This window comes from Cryobacterium sp. TMT1-19 (assembly GCF_004403055.1).
Lineage (GTDB): Bacteria > Actinomycetota > Actinomycetes > Actinomycetales > Microbacteriaceae > Cryobacterium > Cryobacterium sandaracinum.
Genome location: NZ_SOHB01000001.1, coordinates 14,355 through 40,378 on the forward strand (window position 1 = coordinate 14,355; position 26,024 = coordinate 40,378).

Annotated in this window: 23 protein-coding genes; 12 read left to right on the forward strand and 11 right to left on the reverse strand. The window is 67.4% G+C overall.

Features of this window, described 5'->3' with window-relative positions; all coding sequences use genetic code 11:
- Positions 1 to 46 precede the first annotated feature (46 nt).
- Entirely contained in the window at positions 47 to 1,015 is a 969-nt protein-coding gene (locus tag E3T40_RS00065; protein WP_104171364.1) for a sugar-binding transcriptional regulator, read from the reverse strand.
- Between the two features lie 102 nt (positions 1,016 to 1,117).
- On the opposite strand from E3T40_RS00065, the gene E3T40_RS00070 reads away from it, so the two are divergent.
- The 4 genes from E3T40_RS00070 (at position 1,118) to E3T40_RS00090 (ending at position 6,769) form a co-directional block, all read left to right on the forward strand.
- A complete protein-coding gene (locus E3T40_RS00070) occupies positions 1,118 to 2,872 on the forward strand; it encodes a glycerol-3-phosphate dehydrogenase/oxidase (protein WP_199180972.1) in 1,755 nt (584 codons plus the stop codon).
- A gap of 210 nt (positions 2,873 to 3,082) precedes the next feature.
- Positions 3,083 to 3,847, forward strand: coding sequence for an MIP/aquaporin family protein (locus E3T40_RS00075; protein WP_104171365.1), 765 nt, complete (start codon positions 3,083 to 3,085; stop codon positions 3,845 to 3,847).
- Positions 3,848 to 3,915: 68 nt separating this feature from the next.
- Positions 3,916 to 5,430, forward strand: a complete 1,515-nt coding sequence (gene glpK, locus E3T40_RS00080; RefSeq protein ID WP_104171366.1) for a glycerol kinase GlpK — start codon at positions 3,916 to 3,918, stop codon at positions 5,428 to 5,430.
- A gap of 448 nt (positions 5,431 to 5,878) precedes the next feature.
- Positions 5,879 to 6,769 carry an endonuclease domain-containing protein gene (locus E3T40_RS00090; protein ID WP_134542347.1) on the forward strand — a complete coding sequence of 297 codons (891 nt, stop codon included), beginning with the start codon at positions 5,879 to 5,881 and terminating at the stop codon, positions 6,767 to 6,769.
- 460 nt (positions 6,770 to 7,229) lie between these two features.
- Here the strand turns inward: E3T40_RS00090 and E3T40_RS00095 are convergent, their stop codons facing one another.
- The 10 genes from E3T40_RS00095 to E3T40_RS00140 all read right to left on the reverse strand — a co-directional run bounded on the left by E3T40_RS00095 (position 7,230) and on the right by E3T40_RS00140 (position 16,262).
- On the reverse strand, positions 7,230 to 8,114 hold the full coding sequence (locus E3T40_RS00095; protein ID WP_134542348.1) for an HAD family hydrolase: 885 nt from the start codon (positions 8,112 to 8,114) through the stop codon (positions 7,230 to 7,232).
- 3 nt (positions 8,115 to 8,117) lie between these two features.
- Positions 8,118 to 8,270: a hypothetical protein gene (locus E3T40_RS16490; protein ID WP_174843615.1), complete on the reverse strand. Its 153-nt coding sequence runs from the start codon at positions 8,268 to 8,270 to the stop codon at positions 8,118 to 8,120.
- A gap of 4 nt (positions 8,271 to 8,274) precedes the next feature.
- The gene (gene trpS, locus E3T40_RS00105) at positions 8,275 to 9,279 is read right to left on the reverse strand and encodes a tryptophan--tRNA ligase (RefSeq protein WP_104171369.1); all 1,005 of its coding nucleotides are present in this window, start codon (positions 9,277 to 9,279) and stop codon (positions 8,275 to 8,277) included.
- A gap of 64 nt (positions 9,280 to 9,343) precedes the next feature.
- Positions 9,344 to 10,111, reverse strand: a complete 768-nt coding sequence (locus E3T40_RS00110; protein WP_241981614.1) for an exodeoxyribonuclease III — start codon at positions 10,109 to 10,111, stop codon at positions 9,344 to 9,346.
- Between the two features lie 190 nt (positions 10,112 to 10,301).
- Positions 10,302 to 11,393 carry a YihY/virulence factor BrkB family protein gene (locus E3T40_RS00115; protein ID WP_134542350.1) on the reverse strand — a complete coding sequence of 364 codons (1,092 nt, stop codon included), beginning with the start codon at positions 11,391 to 11,393 and terminating at the stop codon, positions 10,302 to 10,304.
- A gap of 99 nt (positions 11,394 to 11,492) precedes the next feature.
- Positions 11,493 to 12,281 carry a succinate dehydrogenase iron-sulfur subunit gene (locus tag E3T40_RS00120; RefSeq protein ID WP_174843616.1) on the reverse strand — a complete coding sequence of 263 codons (789 nt, stop codon included), beginning with the start codon at positions 12,279 to 12,281 and terminating at the stop codon, positions 11,493 to 11,495.
- A 1-nt stretch (position 12,282) separates the two neighbouring features.
- The gene (gene sdhA / locus E3T40_RS00125) at positions 12,283 to 14,097 is read right to left on the reverse strand and encodes a succinate dehydrogenase flavoprotein subunit (RefSeq protein ID WP_134542351.1); all 1,815 of its coding nucleotides are present in this window, start codon (positions 14,095 to 14,097) and stop codon (positions 12,283 to 12,285) included.
- Positions 14,098 to 14,114: 17 nt separating this feature from the next.
- Positions 14,115 to 14,567: a succinate dehydrogenase hydrophobic membrane anchor subunit gene (locus E3T40_RS00130; RefSeq protein WP_104100347.1), complete on the reverse strand. Its 453-nt coding sequence runs from the start codon at positions 14,565 to 14,567 to the stop codon at positions 14,115 to 14,117.
- A 13-nt stretch (positions 14,568 to 14,580) separates the two neighbouring features.
- On the reverse strand, positions 14,581 to 14,994 hold the full coding sequence (sdhC, locus tag E3T40_RS00135) for a succinate dehydrogenase, cytochrome b556 subunit (RefSeq protein WP_134542352.1): 414 nt from the start codon (positions 14,992 to 14,994) through the stop codon (positions 14,581 to 14,583).
- 113 nt (positions 14,995 to 15,107) lie between these two features.
- Positions 15,108 to 16,262, reverse strand: coding sequence for a glycosyltransferase family 1 protein (locus E3T40_RS00140; RefSeq protein ID WP_134542353.1), 1,155 nt, complete (start codon positions 16,260 to 16,262; stop codon positions 15,108 to 15,110).
- A gap of 79 nt (positions 16,263 to 16,341) precedes the next feature.
- Here E3T40_RS00140 and E3T40_RS00145 point away from each other — a divergent pair, with 79 nt between their 5' ends.
- The 8 genes from E3T40_RS00145 (at position 16,342) to E3T40_RS00180 (ending at position 25,993) form a co-directional block, all read left to right on the forward strand.
- On the forward strand, positions 16,342 to 17,463 hold the full coding sequence (locus tag E3T40_RS00145; protein ID WP_134542354.1) for a mannose-1-phosphate guanylyltransferase: 1,122 nt from the start codon (positions 16,342 to 16,344) through the stop codon (positions 17,461 to 17,463).
- Positions 17,464 to 17,675: 212 nt separating this feature from the next.
- Positions 17,676 to 18,770: a BMP family protein gene (locus tag E3T40_RS00150; protein ID WP_104100343.1), complete on the forward strand. Its 1,095-nt coding sequence runs from the start codon at positions 17,676 to 17,678 to the stop codon at positions 18,768 to 18,770.
- 177 nt (positions 18,771 to 18,947) lie between these two features.
- Positions 18,948 to 20,468 (forward strand): ABC transporter ATP-binding protein, encoded by a 1,521-nt coding sequence (locus E3T40_RS00155; RefSeq protein ID WP_134542355.1) that lies wholly within the window; start codon positions 18,948 to 18,950, stop codon positions 20,466 to 20,468.
- Positions 20,465 to 21,733, forward strand: coding sequence for an ABC transporter permease (locus tag E3T40_RS00160; RefSeq protein WP_174843617.1), 1,269 nt, complete (start codon positions 20,465 to 20,467; stop codon positions 21,731 to 21,733). The genes E3T40_RS00155 and E3T40_RS00160 overlap by 4 nt, the downstream gene beginning before the upstream one ends.
- The gene (locus E3T40_RS00165) at positions 21,730 to 23,025 is read left to right on the forward strand and encodes an ABC transporter permease (protein ID WP_370287836.1); all 1,296 of its coding nucleotides are present in this window, start codon (positions 21,730 to 21,732) and stop codon (positions 23,023 to 23,025) included. The genes E3T40_RS00160 and E3T40_RS00165 overlap by 4 nt, the downstream gene beginning before the upstream one ends.
- A 5-nt stretch (positions 23,026 to 23,030) precedes the next feature.
- A complete protein-coding gene (locus E3T40_RS00170) occupies positions 23,031 to 23,459 on the forward strand; it encodes a cytidine deaminase (RefSeq protein WP_255453782.1) in 429 nt (142 codons plus the stop codon).
- A gap of 2 nt (positions 23,460 to 23,461) precedes the next feature.
- Positions 23,462 to 24,775, forward strand: a complete 1,314-nt coding sequence (locus E3T40_RS00175) for a thymidine phosphorylase (RefSeq protein WP_104100341.1) — start codon at positions 23,462 to 23,464, stop codon at positions 24,773 to 24,775.
- A gap of 96 nt (positions 24,776 to 24,871) precedes the next feature.
- Complete coding sequence (locus E3T40_RS00180) at positions 24,872 to 25,993, forward strand: adenosine deaminase (RefSeq protein ID WP_134542356.1); 1,122 nt, start codon at positions 24,872 to 24,874, stop codon at positions 25,991 to 25,993.
- Positions 25,994 to 26,024 lie beyond the last annotated feature (31 nt).

The following is a 26,024-nucleotide window of genomic DNA, read 5'->3' on the forward strand; positions in this document are numbered from 1 at the left end:
GCCGGTCGCCACGAACCTTCCGTGGCGCCGGCGGGCCTCCGTCTGCTCACTCGCACAGTGACCGGGCGCTGCTCTCGTCGATGAACAGGTCAGTGATCAGGTTCGCGGCCAGCGCGCCGCGAAGACTGTCCACCTTAGACTGGCCCGAGACGATGCAGATGCGCCGGGGGGTGCGGCGCAGCACCGACAGTTCCGGGCCGGTGCCGCGATCATTAAGCGGGATGCCGTCGGTCGAGCCGTCCGCGCGGTAGAAGACCGTCGCGACGTCGCCAACGACCCCGGCGTCGCTAAGAGCCGTGAGCTCGTCGTCGTCCAGATAGCCTCCGACGTAGACGTGGCTGGGGACGTTGGAGAAGGGCGAACCCACGCTGAAGAGCGCGACGTCCATGTTCCTCTGCATTTCCAACAGCCGGCGCAGGCCGCGCTCCCGCCAGTACGCCGTGCGTGTGGCCGGGTCGTCGAAGAAGGTGGGAACCGGGAACTGTTCCAGGCGGGCGCCGAACGCGTTGCTGAACCGCTGCAGGATCTCGTTGGCGTAGTCCAGGCCGGTGCTGCGTGTGTTGCCGGCGCCGTTCAGCTGCACGATCTGTGCGTTGTGAGTGCGTTTGGGGGTCACGTGGCGGCTGACCGCATTCATCGTGGAGCCCCAGGCGATGCCCATGATCATGTTCGAGTCGAAGAACTCGCCGAGAATCCGTGCAACCGAGAGGGCCACGCGCTCCAACCGATCGACGTCGCTGGCGTGGTCGGGCACCGGCACGACGTGCGCGGTGACCTGGAAGCGGTTCAGGATGAGCTTCTCAACCCGGCTCGTCGCGTCGAGTGGGGACCGGATCTGGATGTCGACCAACCCGCTGGTTCTGGCCTGGCTGAGCAGACGGGACACCGAGGAGCGGGAGGTGTGCAGTTCCCGCGCGATGGCCTCCATGGTCAGGTCCTGCATGTAATACAGGTGGGCCGCCGTGAGCGCGTCACTGGTTCGGTCCGACAGGGACGGATCGTCTGGATGGGCCATTTTAACTCCTTGCACGTATGTTCAAACCTCTTGACCGTTTGTGTTGAACCTAGCAGGGTAGAAGCAATTCCCCCCCACCCACAGAGAAGTGAGCGCATAGTGCTGTCCACACCCGATCAGTCATCTTCCGCACCGGCACAGTCCAGTGGTGCCGCCGCGCAGGCCGCCATCCAGGACCGCCCCCGCGCTCAAGTTCTCATCATCGGAGCCGGCATCAACGGCATCGCGACCTTCCGCGATCTGGCCCTGCAGGGCGTGGACGTCGCCATCGTCGACAAGGGCGACTACGTTTCCGGCGCATCCTCGGCCTCTTCGCACATGATCCACGGCGGTGTGCGTTACCTCGAGAACGGCGAATTCCGCTTGGTCAAGGAGTCTGTGGAGGAGCGCAACAGCCTTCTCAAGATCGCTCCCCATTACGTCAAGCCGCTCAAGACGACCATCCCGATCTACTCCACCTTTTCCGGAGTGATGTCGGCGCCGATGCGGTTCCTCACCCACAAACAGGGTGCGGCCCAAGAGCGCGGAGCTCTGCTGATCAAGATCGGCATGATGCTCTACGATTCCTTCTCCCGCGACGGCGGCAATGTGCCCCGGCACGAATTCCTCGGCAAGAAGGCGTCGCTCGACGTGCTGCCGCAGATCAATCCGGGCCTTAAGTACACGGCCACCTACTACGACGCCTCCATGCACGACCCGGAGCGCCTCGCCCTCGACGTGCTGGCCGACGGCCTAGCCGCCGGCACCCACGCCCGGAGCGCCAACTACATCGAAGCCGTCGGCATGGATGCTGCGGGTGTGCGCCTCCGCAACACGGTCACCGGCGCCGAATTCAGCTTCGAGGCCGACATCGTGGTCAACACGTCCGGACCGTGGACCGACCTCACGAACACGGCCCTCGGCCAGGCCAGCACCTATATGGGCGGCACCAAGGGGTCGCACGTCGTGCTCGACAACCCCGAACTGCTCGCCGCGACCGGCGGTCGCGAGATCTTTTTCGAGCACAAAGACGGCCGCATCGTGCTGATCTTCCCGCTCGCGGGCCGCGTTCTCGTCGGCACGACCGACCTCGAGCACGACATGACTCAGCCGGCGCGCTGCACCGAAGCCGAGGTCGACTACTTCTTCGAACTCGTCAACCACGTTTTCCCAAAGGTGGCCGTCGACCGGGCGCAGATAGTGTTCCGGTTCGCCGGCGTGCGCCCGCTGCCCCGCCACGACGACGAGGCGCCCGGTTTCGTCTCGCGCGACTATCGCATCGAATCGCGCCCGCTCGGCGCCCGGCCCGGCACCCTGCTGAGCCTGGTCGGCGGCAAGTGGACGACCTTCCGCGCCCTGGCCGAACACCTGAGCGGCGACATCCTGACCCTGCTCGGCCTGCCGCGCACCGTCTCGACGGTCGGCCTGCCCATCGGCGGCGGTCGAGACTTCCCGGCGACGGATGCCGCACGCGGGGTCTGGGTTGCCGCCAACGGCGACAAGGTCGGCGCCGAGCGTGCCGATGTGCTGCTGACCCGGTACGGCACGCGCGCCACCGAGGTGATCACCTGGCTCACCGCCGAACCGGACGCGCCGCTCATGCAGCACCCCGGCTACACCCGGCGCGAAATCGAGCTCATCGCCCGGGCGGAATCGGTCATGCACCTGATGGACCTGCTGCTGCGCCGCACCAGCATCGCTTTCCGCGGCGAAGTGACTCTGCCGCTGCTCACCGAGCTGGCCGGCGTGCTCGCACCGGTCCTCGGCTGGGACGCCGCCCGGAGCGCGCATGAGGTCGACACCGCGGTGAATACTCTGCTCGACATGTACGGCGTGCACCTGGCCCCGGCGGAAACGCCGGCCGTGCCGGCCGTCTAGGGACTGCTCGGGACTGCCCTGCGGGCGGGCGGCCGCTGCGGTCGCCTGCCCGCAGCCTGCCCTCCGGCCCGGCTCCGTACCCGCAGACTTGAAGGCTGATCTGCACAAACGTGCAGAAAGGTCAGGACCATCGGCGGTCTCGAGTCGCTAGGTTTTCTACTATCCGTTTCCTTCGCTTTCTTCATTTCAATGACCTAAAAGGATGTCAACGTGGACAATCTCGGTATCGTATTCCTCTCGGAAGTGGTGGGAACCGCTCTCCTGATCCTGCTGGGCTGCGGGGTGGTCGCCAACGTCGCCCTGACCAAGAACAAGGGCTTCGGCGGCGGATTCCTGATGGTCACCATTGGCTGGGGCCTCGCGGTGTACGCCGGCGTGATCGTCTCCTATAACTCGGGCGCTCATCTGAACCCCGCCGTCACCTTGGGACTCGTGTCGTCCGGGGCCACCGAGTTCGGCTCGGGGGTTCCGGTCAACGCCTTGTCCGTGGCGGCGTACATCGGGGCCCAGATGGTTGGTGCCATCCTGGGTGCCACCGTCGTCTGGCTCGCCTACAAGCAGCACTTCGACCAGGAACCGGAGCCGGCCAACAAGCTCGGCGTGTTCGCGACCGGTCCGGCCATCCGTTCCTACGGCTGGAACCTCATTACCGAGATCATCGGCACCTTCGTGCTCGTCTTCGTCGTCATCGCGTTCGGCGGCGGACGCCAGGGCGAGAACGGCGGCCTGGCCGCCCTTGGCGCCCTTCCGGTGGCCCTGCTCGTAATCGTGATTGGCACCTCGCTGGGTGGACCGACCGGCTACGCGATCAACCCCGCCCGTGACCTCGGCCCGCGCATCGCGCACTTCCTGTTGCCGATCAAGGGCAAGCGTTCCTCCGACTGGGCCTACTCGTGGGTGCCCGTCGTCGGTCCCGTCATCGGTGGCCTGCTGGCCGGCTGGACCTCCGCGTTCCTCCTGCCGATCCTCGCGTAGGCGCCGCGCGCTTCTTCTTTTTCCATTCCTGAATACCCGTGTACCCAGCATTGACAAAGGAGTTAAAAATGGCAAAGTACGTCATCGCAATCGACCAGGGAACCACCAGTTCCCGTGCGATCATCTTCGACAAGACCGGGTCGATTATTTCGACCGGTCAGCTCGAGCACGAACAGATCTTCCCCCGGGCGGGCTGGGTCGAACACGACCCGTTGGAGATCTGGAGCAACACCCGTGAGGTCATCGGTCAGGCTCTGGCCAAGGCCAACCTGACCCGCCACGACATCGCGGCCGTGGGCATCACGAACCAGCGCGAGACCGCCGTCGTCTGGGACCGTCACACCGGCATCCCCGTCTACAACGCCATTGTCTGGCAGGACACCCGCACCCAGCCCATCGTCGACCGACTCGCCGCCGACGGCGGCGTCGATCGTTTCAAGGCCCAGGTCGGCCTGCCGCTGGCGACTTACTTCTCCGGCACCAAAATCGTCTGGATCCTCGAGAACGTCGAAGGGGCGCGAGAGAAGGCTGAGGCCGGCGACCTCATGTTCGGCACGACCGACACCTGGATTCTCTGGAACCTGACCGGCGGCCTCGAGGACGGTGTGCACGCAACCGACGTCACCAACGCCAGCCGCACCATGTTCATGGACCTGAAAACCCTGCAGTGGGACGACGAGATCCTCGCGGCGTTCGACGTGCCCAAGTCGATGCTGCCCGAGATCCGTTCCTCCTCCGAGGTCTACGGCATCGCCAGCGGCCACAGCCTGCTGCGCGAAACCCCGATTGCGAGCATCCTGGGTGACCAGCAGGCCGCGACGTTCGGGCAGGCTGCCTTCGACCAGGGTGAGGCGAAGAACACTTATGGCACCGGTAACTTCCTGATCTTCAATACGGGCACCGATATCATCCACTCCAAGAACGGTCTGCTCACCACGGTCGGCTACAAGCTCGGCGACGCCGAACCGCACTACGCCCTGGAGGGCTCGATCGCGGTCACCGGGTCGCTCGTGCAGTGGCTGCGCGACAACCTGGGCTTCATCAACTCGGCGGAGGAGATCGAGGCGCTCGCCCTGTCGGTCGAGGACAACGGCGGCGCCTACTTCGTGCCCGCCTTCTCCGGCCTGTTCGCGCCGTACTGGCGTGCGGATGCCCGTGGTGCCCTGGTCGGCCTCACCAGCTACGTGAACAAGGGCCACATCGCCCGCGCCGCCCTCGAGGCGATCGCGTACCAGACCCGCGAGGTGCTGGACGCGGTCAACGCCGACGCCGGTGTTCCGTTGACCGCGCTCAAGGTCGACGGCGGGGCCTCGGCCAACGACCTGCTGATGCAGTTCCAGGCCGACATCCTCGGCGTGTCTGTCGTGCGCCCGGTGGTGGCAGAGACGACCGCCCTGGGTGCCGCCTACGCGGCCGGCCTGGCGGTCGGTTTCTGGAACAACCTCGGCGAGCTGCGGTCCAACTGGCAGGAGGACGCCCGCTGGGAGCCGAGCCTGGACATCGCCGAGCGCGACCGTCTGCTGCGCAACTGGAAGAAGGCCGTCACCAAGTCCCTGGACTGGGTCGACGCCGACGTGATCTAGCCCGCGCTCCCTTCTTCCCCCCGCGTTCCCCGCGCGCGCACGACGCACCCTACCGAGACCCGGCGGCCGCACCTGGCCGCCGGGTCTCGGCATCCGTCCCCGTCCCCGTCCCCGTCCCCGTCCCCGTCCCCGTCCCCGTCCCCGTCCCCGTCTCCGTCTTCCCCCTGCGCCGGCCGGCATCCGTGCCCCGTCGGACAGTTCCTTCGTGGCGCTTCCCGGAGGGCAGCTCCCATGGGTGGTGTGTGTGGCTAACTCAGGAGATCTACCCCGGCGGCGCCAACGGATGCCGGACTGGTGCAGTTTGTCCCTCGCTTCACAGCCGTTTCTCCTGAATTAGCCACGGGTCGGCGGCGACACCGCGGGTCCTCCACAGCACAGGCTGACCAGAGCAGGCCACAGGTGGGCGGCCGACGCGGCAGAAGGGGCCCGCGCTGTCCACACTGTCGACATGACTTGGGCAGAGTACTTCCGCGTCCACAATGTGCAGATCGCCGAAACCGGGGCGCTGAACGCCGCCGGCGCCAATTGGCGGGTGCTGAGGGCGGCCGTGGAGAGTGGATATCTGGAGAGGGCGCGTCGAGGGCACTATGCGCTTCCCGATACGGATGCGCACATCCTCGAAGCGGTGCGGCTGGGTGGGCGACTCGCCTGCGTCTCCGCGGTTGCGAATGCGGGGATCTTCGCCCTGGACAGCACCTTCGCGCACATCCATGTCGACCCCACCGCTTCCCGGTTGCGGGCGCCACACGACCGATTTCAGCAGCTCAACGCTCACAATCGAGACGGTGTGGAACTCCACTGGGGTCAGCTGCTCGACCCCCGCGGCGGCACCGAGTTCCGTATCGGGCTGGCCGATGCGCTGGTCCAGGTTTTCCGGTGCCAGGAACCGAGATTCGCGATCGCCTCACTCGATAATGCCTTGTACAAGAGACTGCTCGCGGAGCAGGCCGTGGCCCAGATCTTCGCAGCCCTGCCCGCGGAGTTGCAGTCCCTGCGCCCGCTCATCGACTGTCGCAGCGAATCGGGCCAGGAAACCGTGCTCCGCCTCGTGATCACGGGAGCGGGCTTCGACGTCGAGATCCAGGTCGAGATCGGGGGCGTCGGTCGCGTCGATATGATCGTCGAGGGGCGCATAGCGGTCGAGGCCGACAGCCGGCAGTTCCACGACGGCTGGGAGGCGCACGCGCGGGACCGCACCCGCGACTGCGACCTCGCCATGCGGGGGTACCTGACTCTGCGGGTTCTCTACCGGGACATCATCCACCACCCGGAGCGCGTCATCGCCGCGATCACCGGCCTTCTGGCGTCGACCAGTCACTACCGCACCTTCATCGTCTAGTCGGTTCCCGGCAAGCCGACATCCGCTCCCGCGGGGCTGCCGGGTCCGGCTCGGCGGACACCCAACCTGCCGGTCATGCGGTTGAGACCCACCCCCCTGTGGCTAACTCAGGAGACCTGCCGAATCGCAGTATCAGACCCGCGTGTTTCCGGGGCGAAGTGGAACGCATGCGACGGATGTCCTGAGTTGGCCACGCAGGCAGGGGCCGTGCCTGCTTCGAGCCCGGCGTTGCCGTCAGCGTGGCCGGGCGGCGCGCGCAGCGGGGCGGCCCGCCCGCAGACCCGACCTCCTTGCGGTCGAGACCCACCCTCGTGTGGCTAACTCAGGAGATCTGCCGAATCGCAGTATCAGACCCGCGTGTTTCCGGGTCAAATAGAAACGGATGCGACGGATGTCCTGAGTTGGCCACACCGGGGCAGGCCAGGGGGACCCCAGCGGCACCGTCAGCGGGGGCCAGCGGTCAGGGGGCGAGGTTGCGGGCCGCGAGGGCCCCGGGCAGCGCGGCGAGGCTGGTGATCCGGATGATGCCCAGCCGGGCGGCCTCGGCCGCATCCGCCCCGGCCCCGGCACCACTACCCCCAGCCCCCGCCCCGGCCTTGGCACCACTACCCCCAGCCCCGGCCCCGGCCCCGGCACCACTACCCCCAGCCCCGGCCCCAGCCCCGGCCCCAGCCCCACCTCCAGCCCCAGTACCACCAGCCCCGGCCGCGGTCCGGTCCAGCCAGACTCCAGTCAGCCCGACCGCGGCGGCTCCGATCGCGTCCGTGCGCAGCCGGTCGCCCACGTAAACGGTCTGCTCCGGCTCCGACTCGAACACCATGCAGGCATGCCGGAAGATGCGAGGATCCGGCTTGGCGAAGCCCAGGCTGCCGGATGCGATCACGTGCTCCACCCGCACGTCGAGCCCGGTGTCCGCCAGTTTGTGCCCCTGAGGCGTCGACTCACCGTTGGTGATCAGCCCGATCCGCACGCCCGGAAAGGCGACGGCCAGCGCGTCGAGGCAGGGGAGCGCATCGGTGTGGAGGCGCCAGCTCGCCCGATAGTGCAGAAAATACGCGTCGAACCAGCTCGTCGCAGCCGGCCCGGTCAGGGTCACGCCGTGCGCCGCCGCGAAGTCGCGGGCCCGCTCCCGGCGCTGCCCGGCGAAGTCCAGACTGCCGGCGAGGTAGGCGTGGTAATGCCGCTCTTCCAGGTCGTCCCAGAGCGCCAGCGCCGTGCCGGGGTCGGCGTCGGTGAAGGTGCCGCCCAGAGAGCCGAGGTAGGCGCGGATGCCGTCGGCCACGGCACCGCGATGGGCGAACAGGGTGTCATCGAGGTCGAACAGAACGACCGCGGGCGCGGACATCCGCTACCCGACGACGACGTCGACGACCATGACGACCATGACGAACATGACGAACATGACGACGACGACGACCATGACGACGACGACGGCCATGACGACGACGTCGACGGGCCGGCCCCGCCCCATCGGCAGCGAGCTCACCACAATCGCCACCACCGCCCTAGCGCCGCGGTAGCAGACCGACGCGGTCGTAGGCGCGCGCCAGCGTCTCGTTGGCCACCGTCGCCGCCCGGTCCGCGTTGAGGGCGAGGAGTCGGTCGAGTTCGGCCGGGTCGTCGAGCAGCTCGAGAACGCGCGCCCGGATCGGCCCGAACGTGCCCGTGACCACCTCGGCGAGACCTTTCTTCAGGTCGCCGTAGCCGCGGCCGGCGTACTCGTCCTCGATCGAACCCACCGAGCGTTCCGCGAGCACCGAGTAGATCGTCAGCAGGTTGGCCACGCCCGGCTTGTTCTCGCGGTCGAAGACCACGCCGCCCTCGGCATCCGTGACCGCGCGCATGATCTTCTTATTCGTCACCGCCGGCTCGTCGAGCAGCCAGATCACGCCCGCGTGCGACTCGGCCGACTTCGACATCTTCGACGTCGGGTTCTGCAGGTCGTAGATCTTGGCGGTCTCCGTGACGATGGCGACCTCCGGCACCGTGAACGTCTGCCCGAACCGGGCGTTGAAGCGCGCCGCGAGGTCGCGGGTCAGTTCAACGTGCTGACGCTGGTCTTCGCCGACCGGCACGATCTCGGTGTCGTACAGCAGAATGTCCGCGGCCATCAGCATCGGGTAGGCGAACAGTCCCACGGTGGTCGCGTCCGATCCCTGCCGGGCGGATTTGTCCTTGAACTGGGTCATCCGGCTGGCCTCGCCGAAACCGGTGATCGTGTTCAGCACCCAAGCCAGCTGGGCGTGCGCGGCGACATGCGACTGCACGTACAGTGTCGACGCCGACGGGTCGATGCCGCTCGCGATGTATTGGGCGGCGGTGCGGCGGGTGTTCTCCCGCAGCTTCACCGGGTCCTGCGCCACGGTCAGGGCGTGCAGGTCGACGATGGAGAAGTACGCGTCGTGGGTCTGCTGCAGCGCCTTCCAGTTCAGGAGGGCGCCGATGTAATTGCCGATCTGCAGGGAATCGGCGCTCGGCTGCATGCCCGAGTAGAGGCGGGGCTTGTCCATGGGATCAGATCTTTTCGTAGCGTGTGGCCGCCGGCCGGGCCGAAGGCGCGAGTTGGAGGGGAGGTCAGATGGTGTAGTCGACGACCACGGGGGTGTGGTCGGACCAGCGCTGGTCGTAGGCGGCCGCGCGGTCGACGACGTAGCCGGTGACGGATGCCGCGAGCGCCGATGTGGCCAGCTGGTAGTCGATCCGCCAGCCGGTGTCGTTGTCGAACGCCTGGCCGCGCCACGACCACCAGGTGAACGGCCCGTCCACTTCGCCGGCCCACCGGCGCCCCACGTCGATCCAGCCGAGTCCGGCCCCGGCGTTGTAGTCCGGGGCGTCTTCGGCGCCGACGATGCGGTCGAAGTAGGCGCGCTCCTCGGGCAGGAACCCGGCGTGCTTCACGTTTCCGCGCCAATTCTTGATGTCGAGCGTGCGGTGCCCGACGTTCAGGTCACCGAGCACGACGGCCCGGTCGCTGTGCGCGGCGAGCTCGGGCAGTCGTTCGAGCATGGCGTCGAGGAACCTGTACTTCTCGACCTGCTTCGGGGTACCTACCTCGCCGGAGTGCACATAGGTGCTCACGACGGTGATCAATTTGCCGTTGACCTCGTAGTCGGCTTCGAGCCAGCGGCCGGCGCTGTCGAATTCGGCGGCGCCGAGCTCGACCCGGTGGATGGCCGCGGTCGATCGGCTGGCCAGGGCCACCCCGGCCCGGCCCTTCGCGGTGGCGGCGTCGTGCAGGATGCTCCATTCCGGCCCGAGCAGACCCTCGAGGTCCTCGGTCGAGGCACGCACCTCCTGAAGGGCGAGGATATCCACGTCGCGTTCGGACAGCCAGTCGCCCATTCCCTTGCGGAAGGCGGCGCGCACGCCGTTCACGTTCACGCTCGCGATCCGCAGGCGCTCGCCGGCGAAAGCCGCGGACACAGCGGAATCGGCGGAGGCGGCGGAGGAAGCAGGGTCGGACGCGGCCGGGGTGGAAGCGGCAGTCGAGGCGGCAGTCGAGGCGGAAGGCATTCCCCGATTCTACTTTGGCTCAGGCCGAGGGGCCGTCGTTCGTCAGCTCAGCGGCTCGCTTCTCGGCGGCGCGCAGGCGACGCGCGGTGAGCAGCCGCTGGGGCCAGGCCGCGGTGTCGTGTGCGAGGCGGGCCTCCCGAAGCTCGGCCTGCACCACCACGCGGAACGCCTCCTCCTCCTGCCGGCGCTTCTCGGTGGCAACCTCGTCCGCGCTGATCCGTCGCGGCGAGAACCCGGCGTCGTCCATGCCGACGGCGATCCAGGATGCCGCGAGCAGTGTCAGGGTGCTGGTCAGGTTAAACCAGATCAGGAGTCCGATGATCACCGCGAATGCGGCGAGCAGCGGGTTGCGGCCGGCGCCGGCGAGCAGCGTGCTGCCGAGGACCTTGAGGACACCGAGGCCCACCGCGCCCAGGATGGAGCCGGTGATGAGCTGGCGAACGGGGATCCGCACCCGCGACAGCACCCGGAACAGTGCGGCGAGGGTGATCGTGTCGATCAGGAGCACGAGGAGCAGGCCGACCGCTCGGGCGGCGCCGTTGAACCAGAACGAATCCCGGGACACCCCGAAAAGCCCGAACAGGGCCCCGAGCGCCTCGGTGCTCGCGATCGAGATCAACGCCGACACCACGAGCACGACCGCGAACAGCACTCCGAGGCCCAGCTCCCGCAGCTTGACGAGGAGGATGAAGGTCTTGTCGGGCGGCATCCGGAAGATCGTGCGCACTGCCTGCGCCGTTGTCGAGAGCCAGCCGAGCACGGTCGCGAGCAGGCCGACCAGTGCGATGACGCCCGACCAGCCGAGGACCCTGGCGTCGGCGAGGACGCTCGGGTCAATCACGCCTTCCTCGCCGATCAGCCCGGGCACGGACTGGTTGATGAAGGAGTAGAGCGTCAGCTCGAGGTCGGGATTGGACGTGATCCACAGCCCCGCGATGGAGAAGGTCAGCCAGAGGGCCGCGAACGTCGCGAAGATGGCCTGGTAGGACATGCCGCCGGCCAGGATGCCGCCGCCGCTTTCACCGAACCGGGTGAAGACCCGCACCGGGCGCGAGCGCATCACCCGCGCGATGAGTGTCTTGGTCCGGTCGATCGCCGTGGGAGTGTTCACCCGCTCAGCCTAAGCGGCAGCCGGGCAGCGGAGAAAGCGAAAGGCCGGTCTCGCCACGACGAAACGTCGTGACAAGACCGGCCCCAGGGTTCGGACCGGCTACACTGTGCCGCGCAGCATGGCCTGCTTGACCTCAGAGATGGCCTGCGTGACCTGGATCCCGCGGGGGCACGCCTCGGTGCAGTTGAAGGTCGTGCGGCAGCGCCACACGCCTTCCTTGTCGTTCAGGATGTCGAGGCGCACGGCGGCGTTGTCGTCGCGCGAGTCAAAGATGAAGCGGTGCGCGTTGACGATCGCGGCCGGACCGAAGTACTGTCCGTCGGTCCAGAACACCGGGCAGCTCGACGTGCACGCGGCGCAGAGGATGCACTTCGTCGTGTCATCGAAGCGTTCGCGCTGGGCGACGGTCTGGATGCGCTCCTTGCCGTCGGTGGGGGCGTTGTTCGCCACCAGGAACGGCTGCACGGCACGGAACGATTCGAAGAACGGCTCCATGTCCACGATCAGGTCCTTCTCCAGCGGCAGGCCCTTAATCGCCTCCACGTATACCGGCTTGGTGATGTCGAGGTCCTTGATCAGGGTCTTGCAGGCCAGGCGGTTGCGGCCGTTGATGCGCATGGCGTCCGAGCCGCAGATGCCGTGCGCACAGGAGCGGCGGAAGCTCAGTGAGCCGTCCTGCTCCCACTTGATCTTGTGCAGAGCGTCGAGCACGCGGTCCGTCGGGTACATCTGTACGTCGAAGTCGTCCCAGTGCGGTTCGTCGTCGACCTCCGGGTTGTACCGGCGGATGATCAGGGTCACGGTGAAGGACTGGATTTCCTCCGGCACGACCGGGGCACTCGCAGTTGTCGGTGCGGTTGTCGGTGCGGTTGCGGTTGCGGTACTCAACTCAGTACTTCCTTTCCATCGGCTGGTAGCGCGTGATGGTGACCGGCTTCCAGTCGAGCGCAATGTGGTCGGCGGCGTCGGCGGAGAGCGGGTCTCCGGTCAGGTAGGCCATGGTGTGCACGAGGTAGTTGGCGTCGTCGCGCAGGGGGAAGTCGTCGCGCATGTGCCCGCCGCGGCTCTCCTTGCGGTTGCGTGCGGAGTACACGACGACCTCGGCCAGGTCGAGCAAGAAGCCGAGTTCGACGGCCTCAAGAAGGTCGGTGTTGAACCGGCGGCCCTTGTCCTGCACGCCGATATTCTTGTACCGCTCGCGTAGGCCGTGGATCACGTTGGTGACGTCGGAGAGCGACTCGTCGGTGCGGAACACCTGCGCCTTGGCGTCCATCGTCTCCTGCAGCTCCTTGCGGAGCACGGCGATGCGCTCGGTTCCGGTCGAGGTGCGGATTCCTTCCAGCAGCTCCCGCACACCCCGGGCCGGGTCGGTCGGCAGCGGCGTGAACTCGGCCGTCGTGACATAGGCGACGGCGTTGTTGCCGGCGCGCTTGCCGAAGACGTTGATGTCGAGCAACGAGTTGGTGCCGAGGCGGTTGGAGCCGTGCACGGACACGCAGGCGCATTCGCCGGCCGCGTAGAGGCCGGGCACGACGGTCGTGTTGTTGCGCAGCACCTCCGCGTTCACGTTGGTGGGGATGCCGCCCATCGCGTAGTGCGCGGTGGGCATGACCGGCACCGGTTCGGTGACCGGGTCGACGCCCAGATAGGTGCGGGCGAACTCGGTGATGTCGGGCAGCTTGGTCTCGAGCACCTCGGCACCGAGGTGAGTGCAGTCGAGGTACAGGTAGTCCTTGTTGGGACCGGCACCGCGGCCTTCCGCGACCTCCTTGACCATGCAACGGGCGATGATGTCCCGCGGGGCGAGGTCCTTGATGGTGGGCGCGTAGCGCTCCATGAACCGTTCGCCGGCCGCGTTGCGGAGGATGGCGCCCTCTCCGCGCGCGCCCTCGGTGAGCAGGATGCCCAGGCCCGCCAGTCCGGTCGGGTGGAACTGGAAGAACTCCATGTCCTCGAGCGGCAGGCCCTTGCGCCACACGATGCCCACGCCGTCGCCGGTGAGGGTGTGCGCGTTGGAGGTGGTCTTGTAGATCTTGCCGAACCCGCCGGTGGCGAAGATGAACGCCTTCGCCTGGAAGACGTGCAGTTCGCCGGTGGACAGGTCGTAGGCGACGACGGCCGAGGGCTGGTCGACCCCGTCGACCGGTGTCATGACCAGGTCGAGTACGTAGAACTCGTTGAAGAAGTTGATGCCGCGTTTGACGCAGTTCTGGTAGAGCGTCTGCAGGATCATGTGGCCGGTGCGGTCCGCGGCGTAGCAGGCCCGCCGTACCGGCGCCTTGCCGTGGTCGCTGGTGTGGCCGCCGAACCGGCGCTGGTCGATCTTGCCCTCCGGCGTTCGGTTGAAGGGCAGGCCCATGTTCTCGAGGTCGATGACCGCGTCGATGGCTTCCTTGGCGAGGATCTCGGCCGCGTCCTGGTCCACCAGGTAGTCGCCACCCTTGACCGTGTCGAAGGTGTGCCATTCCCAGTTGTCTTCTTCGACGTTGGCGAGGGCCGCGGCCATCCCGCCCTGCGCCGCACCCGTGTGCGAACGCGTCGGGTACAGCTTGGAGATCACGGCCGTGCTGGCGCCGGAGCCGGCTTCGATGGCGGCACGCATACCGGCACCGCCGGCTCCCACGATGACGATGTCGAACTGGTGGTAGTGCACACCATCGACGACGGTGGACTCTGAGGGCGCGGTTGAAGCATCCGTAGTCATATGGGTTTTAGCAGCTCCTAAATGGCCGAGCAAAACGAGGGAAGAAGATCGGCGGGCGAACCGGCCGGGCAAGGGTCGAACGTGAAGACCACGAGCGTGCCGAGCACGATCAGGATCACGACGGCCGCCAGGATGGCGGACTTCAGGATGCCGCGGGTCAGACGCTGCGTGGCGTAGTCGTTGACCAGCGTGCGCATGCCGTTGCCGCCGTGGATCAGGGCGAGCCAGAGCATGAGAACGTCCCAGACCATCCAGAACGGGGTGGTCAGCTTGCCGGCGACGAAAGCGAAGTTGAGGGCGCTGACGCCCTCGCCGACCATCAGGTTGACGAAGAGGTGTCCGAAGATGAGCACGACCAGCACAACGCCGGAGACGCGCATGTAGATCCAGCCCCACTTCTCCCAGTTCACGCCGCGGGAGCGCGGCGCGCGGGAGTAGGGACTGCGGGGAGCTTCGATTGTGGATGTCATGGCTCTCCCCGTTCTAGTGGCTGAACACGTTGATCAGGTGGCGCGGCACGAAGGCGAGCATCGTTGCCACCCACAGGGCGACCACAACGTAGAACATGGCCTTCTGGTACTTGGCGTTCCAGAAGTCGATCAGGATGATCCGAATCCCGTTGAAGGCGTGGAACACGATGGCCCCGACGAGCGCGGTTTCGCCGAGGCCCATGATCGGCGTCTGATAGCTGCTGATGACCGCGTTGTAGGCCTCCGGGCTGACGCGCACCAGCGCGGTGTCCAAGATGTGAACCAGCAAGAAGAAGAAGATCGCAACACCCGTAATGCGGTGGAGGACCCACGACCACATACCCTCACGGCCCCGATACAGGGTTCCGGCGGGGCGAAGTGATGTCGTCTTCTGCTGGGATGTCAGTGTCGCTGCCTGCTCTGGCATGACCAACCCTCCCTGGCTGTGTGGCGGCCTCGACGAAGCAGGCCGACAATGCGCCGTGCGCGCATACCTCAATTATAAGTGTCTCTGTGCCGAGATAAAACGCGAATGTCCGGCTAGCGCTGCATTGACAGCGGAACCGCAACCATGGCGCGAACGGCGGCTCGTTCGTCGACGACCTGCTCGTAATGCGCCAGCAGCGCGCCGCACACGTTTTCCCAGGATCGACCGAGCACGCTCCGGCGTCCCGCCTCGCCCATCCGCCGCCGCAGCGCAGGGTCCAGGACCAGCCGGGCGACGCAGCGGCGCAGGTCTCTCTCGTCGTCCGGAATGAAGAGGAAGCCGTTTTCGCCGTGGCTGACCAGGTCGATCGGGCCGCCGGCCCGCGGTGCGACGACCGGCAGCCCGGCGGCGTGCGCCTCCTGCAGGGTCTGGCCGAAGGTCTCCTCGGTGCCCGCGTGCAGGAACAGGTCGAAGCTCGCGTAAGCCCGGGCGAGATCCGCCCCGTCCAGGCGGCCGAGCCAGGTCACCGGCATCCCGGCGAGCTCCCGCTCGAGCGCCGGCCGCGACGGGCCGTCGCCGACGAGGGCGAGACGGATGCCGGGCAGCCCGCGCAGGGCCCGGAACCTCTCCACCTGCTTCTCCGGTGCCAGGCGGCCGACGTAGCCCACGACGACCTCCCCGTTCGGGGCCAGCCGGCTCCGCAGCGCCGACGCCTCCGGGTCGGATCTCCGGTTGGGGTGGTAGCCGACCAGGTCGACGCCGCGGGTCCAGTGCGCCAGCCGCCGCAGGCCGATGCGGCGCAGGTCCGCCATCGACGCGGAGGAGGGAGCCAGGGTGAGGTCGGCTCCCTCGTGCACCCACTTGACGAAACGCCAGACGGACTGCGCGGCCGGGCCGAGCCGGTTGCGGCGGGCGTAGCCGGCGACATCCGTCTGGAAAACGGCGACGCTGGGAACGTCCTGCCGGTTCGCGGCCGCGATGCCCTGGGCGCCGAGCAGGAACGGCGACGCCGCGTGCAGCACGTCCGGGGCGAAATCGGCCAGCAGGCGGTGCACCTGCGGGCTGGGCATTCCCACCGGGAACTGCCGGTAGCGTGCCGCGGGCACACCGTGCACGGGGAATCCGGCATACTCGTCCGGGGCGCCGGCCGGGGCGATGACCATCGCGTCGTGGCCCGTGCGGGAAAGGTGCTCGAGCACCTTGCACACGCTCGTGGTGACTCCGCTGACCGTGGGCAGAAAACTTTCGGTGATGAGTGCAACCCTCATGGACATGAGCGTAGGCACGCCCACCGGCGGGCAGGTAAACACGCCATGAACGGGACGGTCCGGACGATAGTCTGGCCCAATGTCTCATTCCATGGAACCTCTCGATCGTTTCTACAGCGTGATTCCCGCCGGCGGGATCGGATCCCGGCTGTGGCCGCTGTCCCGCGCCGACGCCCCCAAATTTTTGCACGACCTGACCGGCTCCGGCCAGACCCTGCTCCGGGCGACCTGGGATCGCCTCGCACCTCTGTCGGGGGAGCAGCGCATCATGGTGGTCACCGGCCGCGCGCACCGCGCCGCCGTCGAGGAGCAGCTGCCCGAGCTTGCCGACCTGAACGTGGTGCTCGAAAGCGAGCCGCGCGAGTCCACCGCCGCCATCGGCCTGGCCGCGGCGATTCTGGAGAGACGCGAACCGGGCGTAATCATCGGCTCCTTCGCCGCCGACCACGTGATCAAGGGACACCACCTGTTCCGCCAGGCGGTCACCGACGCCGTGTGCGCCGCCGACGCCGGCTACATCGTCACCATCGGCATCCAGCCCACGGAGCCGGCCGTCGGCTTCGGCTATATCAAGACCGCCGGCGCGCTGCACATTGCAGGCGCAGCCAGCGCCCTGTCGGTGGACTCCTTCGTGGAGAAGCCCGACCTTGCCACCGCCCAGGGCTACCTGGCCAACGGCACCTATTTCTGGAACGCCGGCATGTTCATCGCCCGCGCCGACCGCCTGCTGGAAGAGATCGGGGCGTCCGAGCCCGAACTTCTCGCCGGACTGCTCGAACTGGCCGAGGCCTGGGATACCCCGCGCCGCGGCGCCGTGGTCGACCGCGTCTGGCCCCGTTTGAAGAAGATCGCGATCGACTACTCGGTCGCCGAGCCGGCGGCCGGCCGCGGCAAGCTTGCCGTGATCCCCGGCCAGTTCGACTGGGACGACGTGGGTGACTTCGCGTCGATAGCGAAAATCCACGCCAACGGTCGCAAGCGCGACCTCGCCATCCTCGGCGAGGGTGCCCGGGTGCTTGCCGACTCCTCGAGCGGGATCGTGGTCAGCCACACCGGGCGCATGATCGCCCTGATCGGCGTCGAGGACATCGTCGTGGTCGACACCCCGGACGCCCTCCTGGTCACGACCAGTGCGAACGCGCAGAAGGTCAAGGCCGTCGTCGACGCGCTGAAGCTGTCGGGCAGCAGCGACGTGCTCTAACCGGTATCAAACCCCCCGATCGGGGGCATTTTCGGGCCCGATTCGGCCGGGGCGTCCGGCAGGCCCGCCGCGGACCAGCATCGCGTCTTGATAACCTTTCGCCCACGGGCCCGTTTTGCTCCTCTGAGCAGAGAATCATTCGATAGCGTGTAACCCAATACAGCCCCTTGCGAACCCGCGCCGGGCGACCATTGGAGGTCATTTTGACAATCATGAAACGACGGGTCGCATTCAGCGGCCTTGCCACGCTGGGCGTCGTGGCCCTTCTCGCAGCCTGTGCGCCGGCGCCGACCGATGAGGGAACCGCTGGTGGCGGTGCCGAATCCGACTACCTGCCCTGCATCGTCTCCGACTTCGGCGGCTTCGACGACAAGTCCTTCAACCAGTCCAGCTTCGAGGGCATCACCAAGGCCTCCGACGAGCTCGGCATCGAATTCCAGCAGGCCGAGTCCAAGTCGGAAGACCAGTACGGCCCGAACGTCTCGAGCATGGTCGACCAGGGTTGCGACTTCGTCCTCACCGTCGGTTTCGCCCTCTCCAACGCCACCCGCGATGCCGCCCAGGCCGCGCCCGACACCAACTTCGCGCTGATCGACTCCGCGCTCTCCAATGACGACTTCAGCCCGCTGACGCTCGACAACGTGAAGCCGGTGCTGTACGACACGGCGCAGGCCGCATTCCTGGCCGGCTACCTGGCCGCGGGCACCACCAAGACCGGAGTCGTCGGCACCTACGGCGGACTCCAGTTCCCGTCGGTCACCATCTTCATGGACGGCTTTGTCGACGGCGTCGCGTACCACAACGAGAAGAAGGGCACCGACGTCACCGTCAGCGGCTGGGACAAGGCCACCCAGACCGGCCTGTTCGCCGGTGGCTTCGACGACATCAACCAGGGCAAGGCGCTCAGCACCACCCTGATCGACGCCGGCGCTGACATCATCCTCCCGGTTGCCGGACCGCTCTTCCAGGGCACCGCGCAGGCCATTCAGGACTCCGGCAAGGACGTCGCCATCATCGGTGTCGACAGCGACCTGTTCGAGACCACGCCCGAGTTCGCTTCGCTATACCTCACCTCGGTGCTCAAGCAGATGACGGATGCCACCGAGCAGATCATCCTCGACGACGCTGAGGGCGACTTCTCGTCCACCCCCTACGTCGGCACGCTCGAGAACGAGGGCGTCGACATCGCCCCGCTCCACGACTGGGAGTCCAAGGTCGACCCCGCGGTCATGACCGAGATCGAGGCCATCAAGGCCGACATCATCAGCGGCGCTCTCAAGGTTGAGTCGCCCGCGACCCCGAAGTAGCACCGAAACAGCACTCCAACGCAGTCGGGGAGGCACGCATTATGCGGGCCTCCCCTCCTGCGTCAGTGGGCGGATGTCGCCGGCCGGGATGCCTGCACACCCAAGCGAACCGCGCCACCCCGCCAACATATGAGCAAGAGCGTCAACTTTCGCTCACCACTGAATAGAATCGACGACATGAAGCTCGAACTTCGAGGCATTACGAAGCGATTCGGTGCCCTGGTCGCGAATGACCACATTGACCTCACCGTCGAGGCCGGAGAAATCCACGCACTGCTCGGCGAAAACGGCGCGGGGAAATCCACCCTGATGAACGTGCTCTACGGCCTGTACCGGGCCGAGGAGGGCGATATCCTCCTCGACGACGTGGTGCAGCACTTCAGCGGCCCCGGCGACGCCATGGCCGCCGGCATCGGCATGGTGCACCAGCACTTCATGCTCATCCCGGTGTTCACCGTCGCCGAGAACGTCATGCTCGGGCATGAGGAGACCAAGGCCGGCGGTCGCCTCGACCTGCCCGCGGCCCGCAAGCACGTGCGCGAGATCTCCCGGCGGTTCGGGTTCGACGTCGACCCGGATGCGCTCGTCGAAGACCTCCCCGTCGGCGTGCAGCAGCGGGTCGAGATCATCAAGGCGCTCTCGCGCGACGCGAAGGTGCTCGTCTTCGACGAGCCCACCGCCGTGCTCACGCCGCAGGAGACCGACGAGCTGATGGTCATCATGCGCCAGCTCAAGGCGAGCGGTACCTCCATCGTGTTCATCACCCACAAGCTGCGCGAGGTGCGCGAAGTCGCCGACCGGATCACCGTCATCCGTCTGGGCAAGGTCGTCGGCGAGGCGTCCCCGACCGCGAGCAACGTCGAGCTGGCCACCCAGATGGTCGGCCGTGCAGTCGACCTCACCGTGGACAAGTCCCCGGCACTGCCCGGTGAGGTGGTTCTGTCGGTGAAGAACCTCACCGTGCTGGGCCCGCACGGCCAGATCCTGGTCAACAACGTCAGCTTCGAGGTGCACAAGGGGGAGATCCTGGCCATCGCCGGGGTGCAGGGAAACGGCCAGACCGAACTCACCGAGGCGATGATGGGGCTCCAATCGCGGGTCTCCGGGGAGATCACCCTCGACGGCAAGTCGCTGCGCGGGCATTCGGTGCGCCAGGTACTCGACGCCGGAGTCGGATTCGTACCGGAAGACCGCAACGAAGACGGACTGGTCGGTGAGTTCACCATCGCCGAGAACCTCATGCTCGACCGCTCGAACGCGCTCCCCTTCGTCAAACGGTGGAACGTGCAGCGGGCCTTCCTCGCCGCGTTCGCCGAAAAAAAAGTCACAGAATTCGACGTGCGCGCCCAGGGCATCGAGACCCCGGTCGGCAAGCTCTCCGGCGGCAACCAGCAGAAGGTCGTGCTCGCCCGCGAGCTCGGCCGCGATCTGCGCCTCTTCGTCGCAGCCCAGCCCACCCGCGGGCTCGACGTCGGCTCGGTGGAGTTCGTCCACGAACGCATCGTGGACACCCGGGATGCCGGCACGCCCGTGATCGTCATCTCGACGGAGCTCGACGAGGTGGCAGCCCTCGCGGACCGGATCATGGTCATGTACCGCGGTCGCATCGTCGGCATCGTTCCCGGTGACACGCCGCGCGCCGTACTCGGTTTGATGATGGCCGGCGAAACGCCCGCCGGAGAAGGAGCTGCCGCGTGAGCGCGACACAGGGTCCCACGACCGAGTCAGGAACGCCGTCAAGCCCGGCCCCCGAACAGCCGTCCCGCTGGAACCAGGCGTTTCGCGAGATCACCACCGGCAACGCGATCATCTCCGTGCTCGCCGTCGTGCTCGCGCTCTTCGTCGGCGGCATCATGATCGCCTTCACCAACGAGGGCGTTCAGGAAGCCGCAGGCTACTTCTTCTCCCGGCCCGGCGACCTGCTGCGGGAAGTCTGGTATTCCGTGTCCGGCGCCTACTCGGCCCTGTTCCAGGGGTCGGTCTACAACTTCCGTCGACCGAGCTTCGCCGCCGGCATCAAGCCGCTCACCGAGACGCTCACCTTCGCGACCCCGCTGATCATGGCGGGGCTCGGCGTGGCGCTGGGTTTCCGGGTGGGCATGTTCAACATCGGTGGCCGCGGCCAGATGCTGATCGCCGCCGCCCTCGGCGGCTGGGTCGGTTTCGCCGTCGACCTGCCCTACGGCCTGCACATGGTCGCGGCCCTCGTGGCCGGCGTGCTCGGCGGCGCCCTCTGGGGTGGGATCGTGGGTCTGCTCAAGGCCCGCACCGGCGCCCATGAGGTGATCACCACGATCATGCTCAACTACGTCGCGTTCTACCTGGTCAGCTACCTGCTGCGCGAGGGCTTCCTGAAGACCCCCGGATCGAACAACCCGAAGAGCCCGGCGACGAAGGTCACCGCGGTCTTCCCCGACCTTCTCGGCTCGACGTACTCGCTGCACTTCGGCTTCATCCTGGCCATCGCCGCCACGGTTTTCACCTGGTGGCTGCTGTCCCGGTCGAACCTGGGCTTCCAGTTCCGGGCTGTGGGACTGAACCCCCACGCGGCGCGCGTCGCCGGCATCAGCGTCAAGCGCATCTACGTCTACGCGATGCTGTTCTCGGGCGGACTGATCGGCCTGGCCGGCATCAACCAGGTGCTCGGCACCACGACCAGCGGTTTCGGCGCCGGACTGGACTCCGGCATCGGCTTCGATGCGATCACGGTCGCGCTGCTGGGCCGTTCCAAGCCCTGGGGTGTGTTCGCCGCGGGCATCCTGTTCGGCGCGTTCAAGGCCGGCGGTTTCTCGATGCAGGCGGCCGAGGGTGTGCCGATCGACATCGTGCTCGTCGTGCAGTCACTGATCGTGCTTTTCATCGCGGCTCCGCCCCTCGTGCGGGCCATCTTCCGACTGCCGGCCCCGGGCTCCGCGCTCCGCCGGGCACTGCCCAACGTTTCCCAGGAGGTGGCTGCACAGTGAGCACCGTTGCCCCGGCCGTCCAGCCCATATCGTCCACCGCCGACGATCGCCCCGACTTCAAAATCGTGAAGAGTTGGAAGTCGCCCATCGCCCTGGCGATCTTCACCGTCGTCGCCTTCGCGCTCTTCGTGGCCTTCGGCCGCGAGGGCGTCAGCACCATGCGGCTCTCCACCTCGAGCGACCTGATCCAGCTTCCCGATCTCCTGCTGCCCACCCGGCTGACCGGCATCGTCATCAGTGTGCTGCTGCTTTTGATCACGGGCGTGAGCGTGTGGCTGGTGCAGTCCCGGCGTCAGGTGCCGATCTGGCTTATCTCCGTCTACGCGGTACTCTTCCTGATCGGATTCCTGGTCTGGGCCGCCGCCGGCGGGTCCATCCCGGTGCCCGGGCTGCTGTTCGGTTCGCTCAGCCTGGCCGTACCGCTGATCTTCGGTGCTCTCGGCGGTGTCATCTCCGAACGGGTCGGCGTGGTCAACATCGCCATCGAGGGGCAACTGCTCGCCGGGGCGTTCACCTCGGCCATGGTGGCGTCCCTGACCAACCAGCCCATTCTCGGCCTCGTCGCGGCCATGTTCGCCGGCGTTCTCGTCTCGATGGTGCTCGCCTCGTTCTCGATCAAGTACTTCGTCGACCAGGTCATCGTCGGTGTCGTGCTCAACGTTCTCGTGATCGGTGTCACCGGTTTCCTTTACTCCCAGGTGATGGCGCCCAACGCGGCCCTGCTCAACCAGCCGCCTCGATTCGAGCGGATCAACATCCCGCTGCTCAGCGAGATCCCGATCATCGGACCGGTCTTGTTCCGGCAGACCCTGATCGTCTACATCATGTATGTGGCCGTCGCCTTGGTGTACTACGGGATCTTCCACACCCGGTGGGGCCTGCGCCTCCGCAGCGTGGGCGAGCACCCCCAGGCGGCAGACACCGTCGGCATCAACGTCGGCCGCACCCGGTTCTGGAACGTGTCGCTCGCTGGCGCGATCGTCGGCCTCGGCGGCGCCTACTTCACCCTCGGTTCGGTGGGTGCTTTCGGCAAGGAGATGACCGCCGGAGCCGGCTTCATCGCGCTGGCCGCCGTGATCTTCGGCCGTTGGGATCCGATCCGGGCCACGCTGGCCGCCCTCCTGTTCGGGTTCGCGAGCAACTTGCAGAACGTGCTCAGTGTCATCGGTTCGCCGGTGCCGAGCGAGTTCATGCTCATGCTGCCGTACCTGATCACCATCGCCGCCGTTGCCGGGTTCGTCGGAACGTCGCGGGGACCGGCGGCATCCGGCAAGCCCTACATCAAATCGTGACCGGCGTGAGCCACGGCGCCTCGCCAGCGGCCGGCGACATCGACTGGGCGGCGCTGCGGGAGGCCGCGACGACGGCGATGGCCCAGGCCTATGTGCCGTACTCGAAGTTCCCGGTCGGCGCCGCGGCGCAGGTCACCGACGGTCGTGTGATCAGCGGATGCAACGTGGAGAACGCCTCCTACGGGCTCACCCTCTGCGCCGAATGCGCCCTAGTCTCCGTGCTGCACCTGACCGGGGGAGGCCACCTCGTCGCCTTCACCTGCGTCGACGGCAACGGCCGAACGCTGATGCCCTGCGGCCGCTGCCGCCAGCTGTTGTACGAACATTCCGCGCCCGGCATGCTGCTGGAGACGGTGTCGGGTGTGCGCACCATCGATGAAGTGCTGCCGGACGCCTTCGGGCCGAGGCAGCTCGCCGAATATCAGGAAGAGTAGCTGTGAGCACCAACGAGAACCGTATCGAGGCCTTCGACGCCGTGGACCTGATCCATGCCAAGCGTGATCGGGGCGAGCTCAGCACGCCGCAGATCGACTGGCTGATCGACGCGTACACGCGCGGTTACGTCGGCGACGAGCAGATGGCCGCTATGACCATGGCGATCTTCCTGAACGGCATGAACCGCCGGGAGATCAAGGATCTCACCATGGCGATGCTGAGCAGCGGCGAGCGGATGAGCTTCGCCGGACTCGGCAAACCGACCACCGACAAGCACTCCACCGGCGGCGTCGGCGACAAGATCACCCTGCCGCTGATGCCACTCGTGGCGGTCTTCGGTGCGGCCGTGCCGCAGCTGTCCGGCCGCGGCCTCGGCCACACCGGCGGCACCCTCGACAAGCTCGAATCCATCCCCGGCTGGCGTGCGCACCTCACCAACGAGGAGATGTTCGCGCAGCTGCAGGAATTCGGCGGCGTGATCTGCGCCGCCGGCGGCGGTCTGGCCCCGGCCGACGGCAAGCTCTACGCGCTGCGCGACATCACCGGCACCGTCGAGGCGATCCCGCTGATCGCGTCGTCGATCATGTCGAAGAAGATCGCGGAGGGCACCGGCGCCCTCGTCCTGGACGTGAAGTTCGGGTCGGGCGCGTTCCTGAAAGACATCGAACGGTCCCGGGAGCTCGCCCGCACCATGGTCGCCCTCGGCGAGGACGCCGGCGTGGCGACATCCGCTCTGCTCACCAACATGAACGTGCCGCTCGGGCTCGCGATCGGAAACGCCAACGAGGTGCGTGAATCGGTCGAGGTTCTCGCCGGCGGCGGGCCGGCGGATGTCGTCGAGCTCACCGTGGCCCTGGCCCGGGAGATGCTCGCTCTGGTGGGCATCACCGACGTCGACGTGGAATCCGCCCTCACCGACGGGCGCGCCATGGACAAGTGGCGCGACGTGATCCGTGCCCAGGGCGGCGATCCCGACGCCCCGCTGCCCGTGGCCCGCGAGACCCACGTCGTCACCGCCCTGCGCGACGGTGTTCTCGTCGAGCAGCAGGCGCTGCCGTTCGGCATCGGCGCCTGGCGCCTCGGCGCTGGCCGCGCCCGCAAGCAGGATCCGGTGCAGCACGCCGCCGGCATCGACCTGCACGCCAAGCCTGGCGATACCGTGCGCGCCGGCCAGCCCCTGTTCACCCTCAGCGCCGACGAACCCGAGCGCTTCGCGCGGGCCCTGGAGGCCGTGGACGGCGCATATCGCATCGGCGACCCCGGCGAGCCCGTGCAGGACGGCGGCCCGCTGATCGCCGAGCGCATCGGCCGCTGAACCGCCCGGCCGGTCTCGGCCCGTGCATCTGAACGGATGTGCGGGCCGGCTCGGCCAGCAGTGTGACTCTCAGCACCCAGCCGGTAGATTAGGGGGGTGAACACGAGCCCTGAGGACTACCTGCTGCCCGGTGCCGGCACGAGCATCAACGCACTGCCGAAGATCTCCCTGCACGACCACCTCGACGGCGGCCTGCGCCCGCAGACCATCATCGAGCTGGCCGACGCGGTCGGGCTGGCGCTGCCGGCGACGGATGCCCGATCGCTCGGCTCCTGGTTCAGCATCCAGGCCGACTCCGGCACCCTGGTCGACTACCTGAAGACTTTCGACGTCACCGTCGGCGTGATGCAGACCCGCGAGGCCCTGGTGCGCGTGGCCCGCGAATTCGTGGAGGACCTCGCCGCCGACGGCGTGATCTACGGGGAGATCCGCTGGGCCCCCGAGCAGCACCTGGCCCGCGGCCTCACCCTCGACCAGAGCGTCGAGGCGGTGCAGGAGGGCATCGAGGCCGGCATCGCGCTGGTCGCGGGTGCCGGGTCCCGCATTGGGATCGGCCAGCTGATCACGGCCATGAGGCATGCCGAGCGCAGCCTGGAGATCGCGGAACTCGCCGTGCGGCATCGTTCCAACGGGGTTGTCGGCTTCGACATCGCCGGGGCCGAACTGGGGTTCCCGGCCCACCACCACCGGGACGCGTTCGACTTCCTCGCGAAGGCCTTCCTGCCCGTCACCGTGCATGCGGGCGAGGCTGACGGGTTGGAGAGCATCCGTGGGGCGCTCTACGACGGCCGGGCATTGCGCCTGGGCCACGGCGTGCGTCTGGCCGAGGAAATCGTGATCGGGCGCGAAGACGCGGAGAACACCTACGTCACGCTCGGCCCGGTGGCGCAGTGGGTGCGCGACCGCGACATCGCCCTCGAGCTCAGCCCGTCGTCCAACCTGCAGACCGGCGCAATCGCCGCGTGGGGCGCGGACCTGCTCGACCACCCCTTCGACCTGCTCTACCAGCTGGGCTTCCGGGTCACGGTCAACACCGACAACCGCCTGATGAGCAGCACCACCCTGACCCAGGAACTCGCGCTGCTCAGCGATGCGTTCGGCTACGACATCGACGACCTCGAGGTCTTCCAGCTCAACGCGGCGCAGGCCGCGTTCCTTCCGCTCGACGAACGCGAAGAGCTGGCGGACGCCATCGTCGCCGGTTTCGAAAGCGCCTGAGCGACTCGCGAAAGCCGACCCCCTACCCCGT

What these genes read in the sequence shown, in the direction of transcription:
- glpK (WP_104171366.1), top strand. Translation starts at nt 3,916, where the DNA reads ATGGCAAAGTACGTCATCGCAATCGACCAGGGAACCACCAGTTCCCGT.
- sdhA (WP_134542351.1), bottom strand. Translation starts at nt 14,097, where the DNA reads ATGACTACGGATGCTTCAACCGCGCCCTCAGAGTCCACCGTCGTCGAT.
- E3T40_RS00065 (WP_104171364.1), bottom strand. Translation starts at nt 1,015, where the DNA reads ATGGCCCATCCAGACGATCCGTCCCTGTCGGACCGAACCAGTGACGCG.
- E3T40_RS00150 (WP_104100343.1), top strand. Translation starts at nt 17,676, where the DNA reads ATGAAACGACGGGTCGCATTCAGCGGCCTTGCCACGCTGGGCGTCGTG.
- E3T40_RS00145 (WP_134542354.1), top strand. Translation starts at nt 16,342, where the DNA reads ATGTCTCATTCCATGGAACCTCTCGATCGTTTCTACAGCGTGATTCCC.
- E3T40_RS00110 (WP_241981614.1), bottom strand. Translation starts at nt 10,111, where the DNA reads ATGGGCGACTGGCTGTCCGAACGCGACGTGGATATCCTCGCCCTTCAG.
- sdhC (WP_134542352.1), bottom strand. Translation starts at nt 14,994, where the DNA reads ATGCCAGAGCAGGCAGCGACACTGACATCCCAGCAGAAGACGACATCA.
- E3T40_RS00130 (WP_104100347.1), bottom strand. Translation starts at nt 14,567, where the DNA reads ATGACATCCACAATCGAAGCTCCCCGCAGTCCCTACTCCCGCGCGCCG.
- E3T40_RS00155 (WP_134542355.1), top strand. Translation starts at nt 18,948, where the DNA reads ATGAAGCTCGAACTTCGAGGCATTACGAAGCGATTCGGTGCCCTGGTC.
- E3T40_RS00140 (WP_134542353.1), bottom strand. Translation starts at nt 16,262, where the DNA reads ATGAGGGTTGCACTCATCACCGAAAGTTTTCTGCCCACGGTCAGCGGA.
- E3T40_RS00095 (WP_134542348.1), bottom strand. Translation starts at nt 8,114, where the DNA reads ATGTCCGCGCCCGCGGTCGTTCTGTTCGACCTCGATGACACCCTGTTC.
- trpS (WP_104171369.1), bottom strand. Translation starts at nt 9,279, where the DNA reads ATGGACAAGCCCCGCCTCTACTCGGGCATGCAGCCGAGCGCCGATTCC.
- E3T40_RS00090 (WP_134542347.1), top strand. Translation starts at nt 5,879, where the DNA reads ATGACTTGGGCAGAGTACTTCCGCGTCCACAATGTGCAGATCGCCGAA.